The following is a 10,580-nucleotide window of genomic DNA, read 5'->3' as shown; positions in this document are numbered from 1 at the left end:
GGCCCATGGACGCGACCCAGCCGCCGATCGACAGCATCGACACCAGGGCAAGCCGCAACCACATGCCGTCAGGGACACGCAGCGTCTGTCCGCGCGCGAGCGCCACCAGAGCGAGTGCCATCGCGCCGACGACGCCACAGAGCCCGCGCGACGACAGCGGCGGCCACTCCGTGAGAAGGAATTTCATGATCGGGAAGTTGAGGCCCCAGCCGGTCGAGGCGACGACCAGAAATGCGAGGCCGAGCGGTGACAGCGGGGCGCGGCCGGCGACGGGAACTGCAGTCATGGACCTGTCGTCATGTGGGCGGACAAATACAAGTGATGTGTCAGGGCTAGCCGGAAATCTGCTTGTCAGCAAACAGCATATGCATTCTATGATACAGACTTTCCGTCCGGGTTCCGCCTTAATCAGCAGTCGGGCCAAGCGAGTCGACGGCACGCAAGGCCGCAGAAAGAGGATGCATCGTGCCGAGCGTTCTCGTGGTCGATGACGACCCGATGGTGTGCGTTGCCATCGAGGTGTGTTTGCAGCGCCAGGGCTTCGACGTCACCGTCGCCGACGGCGGTGAAGCGGGCATGCGCGCGCTGGAAAAAGCCACCTTCGACGTGATGCTGGTCGACGTCTTCATGCCGCATATGCGCGGTTTCGAGGCGATTCGCGTCTTCCACGAGCGCGCCCCCGATATTCCTGTCATCGCGATGTCCGGCTATGCCTTCGCCAATTCCGACCGGGCGCCGGACTTCCTGCGAATGACGATCGAGCTCGGCGCGTCAGCCTGCCTGCGCAAGCCGTTCACCCCGCAGGCGCTGGTCGCCGCCGTTAACGAATGTCTTGCGAAGTCTGCTCCTTCTGCTCGTCTTTCGAAATAATTACTCGTACTAATCGTCGATGGCTTCCCAGCGTCTCATCCTTGGCAGTGGCCTTGCGATCCTCCTCGTCATCAGCGCGGCGTCGATCGGGCTGGACGTCAAGTCGCGCAGCGAGATTGATTCGGTCGAACACACGCTCCGAATCCTCAAATGCATTTCGGACGCGCGTCCGCTGCCGCGCGGCGTCGAGAGCGCGGCACGCGGCTTCGCACTGACGGGCGACGCCTCCTTTACCGACGAGTTTCGCGAGCAGAGCGCGGCCCTCTCCGCCGCCTTCGACGAGTTGATGGGTGCGGTGAAGTCGGCGCCGGAGGAAGCCCGGCTGATCACCGGCACCAGGGCGCAGGTCGCGCGCGCCATTGCGCTCGGCACCGAGCTGATCAGGTTGCGCACGGCGGGCGACATGGCCGGCGCCGCGGCGCTGGTCTCCGCGGGCGAGAGCCGCGCCCTGACGGACCAGGTCGGCGCCGCGCTCGACCGCCTCGTCGCCGAGGAGCGCCGCCTGCTCGGGATTCGCACCGAACAGTCGAAGACCAACGGCCGGTTGCTGCTCGCGATCGACCTCGCCGGGGTGGTGATGATCCTGGCGCTCGCGGTCGCGCTGACGCTGGCGGCCCGGCGCGCCAGCCGCGAATTGCAGGGCGCGCTCAGCGCGACCAAGGCGACCAATCTGTCGCTCGAGGGCAAGGTCGCCGAGCGCACCAAGGATCTCGGCGCCGCCCTCGAGGAGCTCCGCCGTTCTACCTCGGTGATGGAAACCACCTTCCGCACCATGGCGGAGGCGGTGCTGGTGATCGACGCCACCGGCACCGTGCTGCTGTCGAACCCCGCCGCCGAGAAGATGCTGCGCTACAAGCCGGGCATGACGGTCCGGCAACTGCGAGCCATGAGCAACGTGTTCCAGGCCGACGGCGTCACGCCGATGCTGGCCGACGACATGCCGTCGGCCAGGGCGCTGCGCGGCGAGGAATTCGACGGGCTGGAATTCGTCGCCCGGCCGGTGCGCGGCGCGCCCGAGATCCACCTCGTGGTGTCGGGCCGGCCACTGCGCGATGGCGACAACGCCATCGCCGGTGCTGCGCTGATCTATCACGACATCACCGCCTCGCGCGAAACCGAGCACAAGCTGCAGCAGGCGCAGAAGCTCGACGCCATCGGCAAGCTGACCGGCGGCGTCGCGCACGACTTCAACAACATGCTGACGGTGATCACCGGCACGACAGAGACGCTGGTCGACAGCCTGCGCGCCCAGCCGAAGCTTGCGCAGACCGCCGAGCTGATCGACCGCGCCGCCGAACGTTGCCGCGAGCTGATCCAGCATCTGCTCGCCTTCGCCCGCCGCCAGCCGCTGGAACCGCGCACCGTCGACATCAACGGCACCGTGGTCGATATCGCAAAACTGCTGCGGCCGACGCTCGGCGAGCAGATCGAGATCAGTTCGGTGCTCGCGTCCGACGTCGCCAGCGTCCACATCGATCCGTCGCAGCTTGCCAACTCGCTGCTCAACATGGCAATCAACGCCCGCGACGCGATGCCGAACGGCGGCAAGCTGCTGTTCGAGACCAAGAACATCGTGCTCGACGACGCCTATGCGGCTGTTAATCCCGACATCACGCCGGGCCGCTACGTGCTGCTCGCGGTCAGCGACACCGGCACCGGCATGTCGCACGCGGTGCAGGACAAGGTGTTCGAGCCGTTCTTCACTACCAAGGAGGTCGGCAAGGGCTCCGGCCTCGGCATGAGCATGGTCTACGGCTTCGTCAAGCAGTCCGGCGGCCATATCAAGATCTACAGCGAGGAAGGCCACGGCACCACGATCAAGCTCTATCTGCCCCCTGCCCGCGGCCAGGTCGAGGTCGAGGCACCGGCACCGGAGCCGGTGCGGCGCGGCAGCGAAATCATCCTCGTCGTGGAAGACGACCAGCTGGTGCGCAACTACGTGGTCGCGCAGCTGACGAACCTCGGCTACAAGACCATCGCGGTGCCCGACGCCCGCGCCGCGCTGGCGCTGGTCGACAAGGGCGAGAAGTTCGACCTCTTGTTCACCGACGTCATCATGCCCGGCGGCATGAACGGCCGCCAGCTCGCCGACGAAGTGGCAAAACGGCGGCCCGGCATGAAGGTGCTCTACACCTCAGGCTATACCGAGAACGCGATCGTGCATCACGGCCGCCTCGATGAAGGCGTGCTGCTGCTGGCAAAACCCTATCGCAAGGCCCAGCTCGCCAGCATGCTGCAACAGGCGCTCGGCGAGTGATGATTGCGCGGCCTGGATGATCCATCAGCACCGTCATCCTGAGGTGCGAGCCCTTGCGAGCCTCGAAGGATGCACGGCCCCGGCTGGTGGCCGTCGACCCTTCGAGACGCGCTTCGCGCTCCTCAGGGTGACGGGGTTAGGGTCATTTTGACGCTAACCACCGCATAAATCGGAGCAGGATGCGAGCTAGCTTGTCGCCAGCGCGACGCCGGCCAGCGTGAACAGCAGCGCGACGATCTGCGTTGGCCCAAGCGGTTCGTGCAGCGCGAGTGCGGAGGCGATCACGCCGATCACGGGCACCGCCATGGTGCCGATCGCCGCCACCGACGCCGGCAAACGGGCGAGCGCGGCGAACCAGGCTACATAGGCGACGCAGAACTGGATCAGCGTCGAATAAACCAGCAGCCACCAGCCGACCGTCGTGATCCGGTCGATATGCGTGGTCTCGATCAGGAAGCCGACGATCGCGATCGGCACGCAGCCGAGGCCGATCTGCCAGGCCGCGGCCGGGATCGGCGGCATCACCAGCGGATATTTCTTCGCCAGCACCGTGCCGAGCGCAAAGCCGAACGCGCCGCCGAGCGCCATGATGATTCCCGGCAGTTTCTCCTCACTCGCGGAAATCCCGTTGCCGCCCATGATCGCGGCGAGCCCCGCGAACGCCATCACCAATGCGATGGTGCGGAGTAGCGTCGGCCGCTCGCCGAGCACCGGCCAGGCCAAGAGCGAGGCCCATACCGGCATGGTGTAGGCGATCAATGCGGTCTCGCTCGCCGGCAGCCACAAGAGCGCGAGCCCCATCAGCACCATCCAGCCGGTGACGTTGAGCGCCGCATACAGCACGAGCCGCGGCCACAGCCGGGCCTCGACATGCAGGCTCTGGGCGCGGATCAGCGCCAGCACTGCGAGCAGCGCGGCGCCGATCACGCCGGTGGTGCCGCGCAGGGTCAGCGGCGGCAGCTCGCTGAGCAGGAACTTGGTGGACGGCCAGTTGAACCCCCAGCCCACCGAGGTGATGGCGAGGAACATCAGGCCGGCGGGCGCAAGGCGCGGCCGCGCGGAGGGCTTCTGGTTTGTCATGGAACCCGGCAAGGGTGTGAAGAGCAAGGCTGTGAAAAGGATGTGAGTCGGCCTCACCTTGCCCGCGATTTTGTCGCCCGACCATCACGCCGCTGACATGCCTGATCCGTAGTTTGCCCGTAGCCTTACGTGAGTCCCAAAAATTCAATCCGGGACGGCGAATAAATAGTTCGCCTGTGAACAGCGGGGCGAACCTCCAATCCACAGGGGCCACGAATTTTTTTGGCTTGGGAATCCCTGAGGACTCACCGATAGTTGGCTCGATCACAGGCGCGGCACCGCCCCCTGTTATCCCCCTCCCTCCACCATATTTAGTGTTTGATTCAGAAACTCGTACTAGTCCTTGACGGGTGCAACGGACATGGCCTAGCTTTCAACCTGTTCGGCGCGAGTGTGTTTGGGTCCCCGCCGGTCGCTCCCACAAGGGTTCCAAAATGACCACTCCGCCAGGCCTTCGAGCCGCGGGTGAAGGGCTTGTCTGCCCTGATTTTGGGCTGCGGTCGGGACGACAGAACGGGCCGAGAAGGACCCGGAAACAGAGGCCGAAACCGGCCCGCAAGTGAGCGTACGCGTGACGTATCGCGTGAGCGTTTGGGGCGTTGAATGCATGACTCGGAGGACCCGACCAGTCGGGCACCCCCCAGGGATTGTGCCGCCGCAGGGCCGGGCCAAACCGGCGCCGAGCGGACGAGAGAACAGGCCGGATCCACCGGCTGAGCTGCGGATGACGGGAGGCGTGCCCACACGTGTCCCCAAGTCCGCGAACAGACAACATTCCGGCAACCTGCGAGAAACGTGGGACCGGGCAGAAGAAGTGACGGGGCTCGACCATGCGAATCGAACGACGCAACACCACCAGCGGACAATCTCCCTATGCCGGGATCAATTTCCGCCTGACCACCTCAGAGATCCGCAATCCGGACGGCTCGGTCGTGTTCCGTGCCGAGAACGTCGAGGTTCCGGAGTTCTGGTCGCAGGTCGCCTCCGACGTGCTGGCGCAGAAGTATTTCCGCAAGGCCGGCGTCGCCGCGCGCTTGAAGAAGGTCGAGGAAGAGACCGTGCCGTCGTGGCTGTGGCGTTCGGTGCCCGACACCGAGGCGCTGGCTGCGCTGCCGGAGAACGAGCGCATCGTCGGTGAGACCTCCGCCAAGCAGGTGTTCGATCGCCTCGCCGGCTGCTGGACCTATTGGGGCTGGAAGGGCGGCTACTTCTCCACGGAAGAAGACGCCCTCGCCTTCTACGATGAACTGCGCTTCCAGCTGGCAAAACAGATGGTCGCGCCGAACTCGCCGCAGTGGTTCAACACCGGTCTGCATTGGGCCTATGGCGTCGATGGTCCCGGCCAGGGCCACTATTACGTCGACTGGAAGACCGGCAAGCTGACCAAGTCGAAGTCGGCCTATGAGCACCCGCAGCCGCATGCCTGCTTCATCCAGGGCGTCGGCGACGACCTCGTCAACGAGGGCGGCATCATGGACCTCTGGGTGCGTGAAGCGCGCCTGTTCAAGTACGGCTCCGGCACCGGCTCGAACTTCTCCAGCCTGCGCGGCGAAGGCGAAAAGCTGTCCGGCGGCGGCCGCTCAAGCGGCCTGATGAGCTTCCTCAAGATCGGCGACCGCGCCGCCGGCGCGATCAAGTCGGGCGGCACCACGCGTCGCGCGGCCAAGATGGTCGTGGTCGATGCCGATCACCCCGATATCGAGACCTATATCGACTGGAAGGTGAAGGAGGAGCAGAAGGTCGCAGCCCTCGTCACCGGTTCGAAGATCAACCAGAAGCACCTCAAGGCCGTGATGAAGGCCTGCGTGAACTGCGAAGGCAGTGGCGACGACTGCTTCGATCCCGAAAAGAACCCGGCGCTCCGCCGCGAGATCAAGCTCGCCCGCCGCAACCTCGTGCCCGACAACTACATCAAGCGCGTCATCCAGTTCGCCAAGCAGGGCTACAAGGACATCCAGTTCGACATCTACGACACCGACTGGGATTCCGAGGCGTATCTCACGGTCTCCGGCCAGAACTCCAACAATTCGGTGTCGCTGAAGGACGACTTCCTCCGCGCAGTCGAGACCGACGGCGACTGGAATCTGGTGGGACGCACGACCAGGAAGGTCACCAAGACGCTGAAGGCCCGCGACCTCTGGGAGAAGATCGGTTACGCCGCCTGGGCCTCCGCCGATCCCGGCCTGCACTTCAACACCACGATGAACGACTGGCACACGTGCAAGTCGTCGGGCGACATCCGCGCGTCCAATCCGTGCTCGGAATACATGTTCCTGGACGACACGGCGTGCAACCTCGCCTCGGCCAATTTGCTGACGTTCTACAGCACGACCACCAAGCGGTTCGACATCGAGTCCTACGAGCACCTCTGCCGGCTCTGGACCATCGTGCTCGAAATCTCGGTCATGATGGCCCAGTTCCCGTCGAAGGCGATCGCCGAGCTCTCCTACGAGTTCCGCACCCTCGGCCTCGGCTTCGCCAACATCGGCGGCCTCTTGATGACCATGGGCCTGCCCTATGACTCGAAGGAAGGCCGTTCGCTGTGCGGCGCGCTGACCGCCGTGATGACCGGCATCTCCTACAAGACCTCGGCGGAGATGGCCGCCGAACTCGGCACCTTCCCGGGCTACAAGAAGAACGCGGCCCACATGCTGCGCGTGATCCGCAACCACCGCCGCGCCGCTCATGGCAACGCCACCGGTTACGAGGCGCTCTCGGTCAACCCGGTGCCGCTCGATCACGCTTCGTGCCCGCAAGCCGACATCGTCGCGCACGCCAAGCTGGCGTGGGACGACGCGCTGGCGCTCGGCGAGGTCAACGGCTATCGCAACGCCCAGACCACCGTGGTGGCGCCGACCGGCACCATCGGCCTCGTGATGGATTGCGACACCACCGGCATCGAGCCTGATTTTGCGCTGGTGAAGTTCAAGAAGCTCGCCGGCGGCGGCTACTTCAAGATCATCAACCAGGCGGTGCCCTCAGCGCTGCGCGCGCTCGGCTATCGCGAGAGCGAGATCGCCGAGATCGAGGCCTACGCCGTCGGCCACGGCTCGCTGTCGAACGCCCCGGGCATCAACGCCTCGACGCTGAAGGCAAAAGGCTTCACCGATGAAGCCATCGCCAAGGTAGAAAAGGCGCTGCCGACCGCGTTCGACGTCAAGTTCGCCTTCAACAAGTGGACCTTCGGCGAGGACTTCATCCGCGACCAGCTCGGCATCGGCGCGGAAGCGATCGCAGCCCCCGGCTTCGACCTGCTCCAGGCCGTCGGCTTCACCAAGCGCGAGATCGAAGCCGCCAACGTGCACATCTGCGGCGCGATGACGGTGGAAGGCGCTCCGCATCTGAAGGCCGAGCACTACCCGGTGTTCGACTGCGCCAACCCCTGCGGCAAGATCGGCAAGCGTTATCTCTCGGTCGAGAGCCACATCAGGATGATGGCGGCGTCCCAGCCGTTCATCTCGGGTGCGATCTCCAAGACCATCAACATGCCGAACGACGCCACGGTGGAGGACTGCAAGTCCGCCTATTTGCTGTCGTGGAAGCTGGCGCTGAAGGCCAACGCGCTGTACCGCGACGGCTCAAAGCTGTCGCAGCCGCTCAACTCGCAGCTCATCTCCGACGATGAGGACGAGGACGATGCGGTCGAGGCGCTCTACGAGAAGCCTATGGCGGCGCGTGCCGCCCAGGTCTCGGAGAAGATCGTCGAGAAGCTGGTCGAGCGCATCGTCGTGATGCGCGAGCGCGAGAAGATGCCTGACCGACGCAAGGGTTACACCCAGAAGGCGGTGGTCGGCGGCCACAAGGTCTATCTCCGCACCGGCGAATATGACGACGGCCGGCTCGGCGAGATCTTCATCGACATGCACAAGGAAGGCGCAGCTCTGCGCTCCTTCATCAACAATTTTGCGATCGCGGTGTCGCTCGGTCTGCAATACGGCGTGCCGCTGGAAGAATATGTCGATGCCTTCACCTTCACCCGCTTCGAGCCCGCAGGTCCCGTTCAGGGCAACGACTCGATCAAGTACGCGACCTCGATCCTCGACTATGTCTTCCGCGAGCTCGCGGTGAGCTACATGTCGCGCTTCGATCTCGCCCATGTCGATCCGAACGAAAGCGGCTTCGACGCGCTCGGCAAGGGCGTCGAGGAAGGCAAGGAGCCGGATGAGGCTCCTGCCCAGCACCAGGCCACCAAGTATCTGTCGAAGGGCCTGACCCGGTCGCGCACCGACAACCTCGTCGTCATGCGCGGCGGCTCGGCGGCGGTGAGCAGCAATGCCGACAATGCGCCTGCCGGCGGCAGCCGCGTCACGGCACTGGCGCCGCACGGCGCGACCGCCCGCGGCGTCTCCGACACCATCGAAGGTGCCGTCGCCCTCAAGCAGGAAGTCAGCCACGACCTGTCGCCGACCGAGAAGCTCGAGGCCCTGCAGACCTGGAGCAAGCCCGGCACCGCCGCAGCCGCCGCCCCGTCCAAGGCAGAGCGTCGCGCCGAAGCGAAGGCCAAGGGCTACGAAGGCGAGATGTGCTCGGAGTGCGGCAACTTCACGCTGGTGCGGAACGGGACGTGCATGAAGTGCGATACTTGCGGCAGCACGACGGGGTGTTCGTGAGCTGTAGATAGCACCGAAAAATCACAAAGGCCGCTCCAACGAGCGGCCTTTGCTATGATGGTCCCGATCAGCGAAGCGATATTCGGGACAAAGCTTTCGGCATATCACTCCGCCTGTCTGAGACATTAGGTGGTTCACCGAACGATAAGCTCGTCACAACAATTCGCATCCACAGCTCAGTCCGAGAAGCCCATGAATTTTCGGTTGCTTTATGAAGGACCAATCGCACCACGGCAACGCGCTACCCTTCCGGACATACATGCAATTCGGAAAGCCTTCGATCCTCAAGTACGAGAGCTATGGCAACATCTGCCACTTAGTGCCGAATCGGAGAAATTGCTGAAGCACCCACATGAAGTTCCGACAAACCATATAGGCATCCTCGAAAGGCGCGGCACAACCGTCTTTGCCCCTTTGGTCACGAAACGCTTGGAATTGATGTGCGAGTTGGAAATAGTCTTCCTCAGGAAGCAAGCGCCAGGTCAACTAATCGGTGACGGTGACGGTGGCGACATCGACAATCGAATTAAGACTCTGCTTGATGCGTTGTCGATGCCACCACTGGCCCAACAGAGACATTTTGAAGATGCAACATCGAGCAGCGTCATTCACTGCCTGTTGCAGGACGACTCCCTGGTCACCAAACTATCCGTCGAAACAGACCGACTGTTGAGACCGACTGAAAGCGCGCACGACTTGGTTGCCATCATTCGAGCGAGAGTTGCTGCAAACCTCATCGTCGGCGAATTTCCCCGCACTTCAACGAGGTCGAACGTCAAGCTCACATCTTCGCCGCGCAGCTACTGGCACCGTCGCACCTAGTCGAGCGCTACAAGTCGGCCGCGGCGATAGCGGCAGCCTTCCAAATTAGCCTGGAAGCAGCAACGCGTCGTCTAAGCGAGGTAATTGCCGAAGAGCGCGGCAAGCCCGACGGAACTGCCGTAATCGTTGGCGGAGAGCGGTTCATCCAAGATAATTTGGCAAGTGAGATCTGTTCGGCCATCTCATCGGTGATTTCGGAAGTTCTTTCGAGTGAAGCTCCCGTTGAACCATTAAAAAATAACCTCTTTGCGACATCGATGCTCGTAGCAGCCGCCAGCGATCTGCTGCTAGATGCCTATGTCAGTTTGAGACCAGAAGGCGCAACCGATCGATTCATTAGAGCATCCTGCGTCGCCGCTGCGGTCGTTACAATTCGTCCCATTCGAGAAATTGGTGCATCAACGAGCTTTTCAAACAACTTGCCTGCCATAAATCAGCTTTGCGGACTCACTGCGGCTGCGGCGCTCTTAGACATACCGTTTCGAGTTACTTCAACGCTTAGCGGAGATCTCCCCGTTCCGGTCGCGTTACCCATCCCTGGCTTTCTGTCTGCACTTCTCAACTGTTTCGAGGACCAGGTCACAACACCGTCAGAAATCCTGCACTTTGCGGACGTGCCGACCTACAACGAGTACAACGAGACGAACGACATCTCATGGACGGAGATCGGTCTCATTGCGCAGTCGGCACGACTGCTTGAGTTGTGGTCCTCCAGAGAATTCATTTGAGACAGATCACAGGCGTAGCAAGCGTAGGGCGAATTAGGCGTAGGCGTAATCCGCCGCTTCGCTGACAACAGGCTCGACGAGTTACACTTCGCTTCTGTAACGGGCCTCGATCAGTCAATCCCTTTTTGCGTTGTCCACTCGCCGGGGTCTCGCTTCTGTACGGGGTCGACGCAAGGCCGCCACCTGATGGGGTTAGAAGAGGAAGAGGCCGGC

The 10,580-nt window shown here is 63.2% G+C and carries 7 protein-coding genes; 5 read left to right on the top strand and 2 right to left on the bottom strand.

The genetic code is table 11. The annotated features are described in order from the left end of the window. The coding region (locus FNJ47_RS40530; RefSeq protein ID WP_163161693.1) for an EamA family transporter at window positions 1-286 on the bottom strand (286 nt) is incomplete at its 3' end. 179 nt (window positions 287-465) lie between these two features. Here FNJ47_RS40530 and FNJ47_RS40525 point away from each other — a divergent pair. Then, entirely contained in the window at window positions 466-870 is a 405-nt protein-coding gene (locus FNJ47_RS40525; protein WP_163161691.1) for a response regulator, read from the top strand. Between the two features lie 19 nt (window positions 871-889). Continuing rightward, window positions 890-3,127: a CHASE3 domain-containing protein gene (locus tag FNJ47_RS40520; RefSeq protein WP_163161689.1), complete on the top strand. Its 2,238-nt coding sequence runs from the start codon at window positions 890-892 to the stop codon at window positions 3,125-3,127. Between the two features lie 186 nt (window positions 3,128-3,313). On the opposite strand, the gene FNJ47_RS40515 is transcribed toward FNJ47_RS40520, so the two are convergent. Next, entirely contained in the window at window positions 3,314-4,207 is an 894-nt protein-coding gene (locus FNJ47_RS40515; RefSeq protein ID WP_163161687.1) for a DMT family transporter, read from the bottom strand. Window positions 4,208-5,037: 830 nt separating this feature from the next. On the opposite strand from FNJ47_RS40515, the gene FNJ47_RS40510 reads away from it, so the two are divergent. From FNJ47_RS40510 to FNJ47_RS40500, 3 genes are all read left to right on the top strand, one after another. After that, window positions 5,038-8,817: a vitamin B12-dependent ribonucleotide reductase gene (locus tag FNJ47_RS40510; RefSeq protein WP_163161685.1), complete on the top strand. Its 3,780-nt coding sequence runs from the start codon at window positions 5,038-5,040 to the stop codon at window positions 8,815-8,817. 192 nt (window positions 8,818-9,009) lie between these two features. Next, window positions 9,010-9,639, top strand: a complete 630-nt coding sequence (locus FNJ47_RS40505) for a hypothetical protein (protein ID WP_163161682.1) — start codon at window positions 9,010-9,012, stop codon at window positions 9,637-9,639. Window positions 9,640-9,794: 155 nt separating this feature from the next. Further along, window positions 9,795-10,367 carry a hypothetical protein gene (locus FNJ47_RS40500; protein ID WP_163161680.1) on the top strand — a complete coding sequence of 191 codons (573 nt, stop codon included), beginning with the start codon at window positions 9,795-9,797 and terminating at the stop codon, window positions 10,365-10,367. The last annotated feature ends 213 nt before the right edge of the window (window positions 10,368-10,580 follow it).

Origin of the sequence: Bradyrhizobium uaiense, from assembly GCF_010811875.1 — a bacterium.
Taxonomy (GTDB): Bacteria; Pseudomonadota; Alphaproteobacteria; order Rhizobiales; family Xanthobacteraceae; genus Bradyrhizobium; species Bradyrhizobium uaiense.
This window is presented reverse-complemented; position numbering and strand designations above follow the sequence as displayed.

Bases quoted from the DNA above. Each gene is read 5' to 3' on its own strand.
- FNJ47_RS40520 (WP_163161689.1), top strand. From the start codon at position 890: ATGGCTTCCCAGCGTCTCATCCTTGGCAGTGGCCTTGCGATCCTCCTC.
- FNJ47_RS40505 (WP_163161682.1), top strand. From the start codon at position 9,010: ATGAATTTTCGGTTGCTTTATGAAGGACCAATCGCACCACGGCAACGC.
- FNJ47_RS40515 (WP_163161687.1), bottom strand. From the start codon at position 4,207: ATGACAAACCAGAAGCCCTCCGCGCGGCCGCGCCTTGCGCCCGCCGGC.
- FNJ47_RS40510 (WP_163161685.1), top strand. From the start codon at position 5,038: ATGCGAATCGAACGACGCAACACCACCAGCGGACAATCTCCCTATGCC.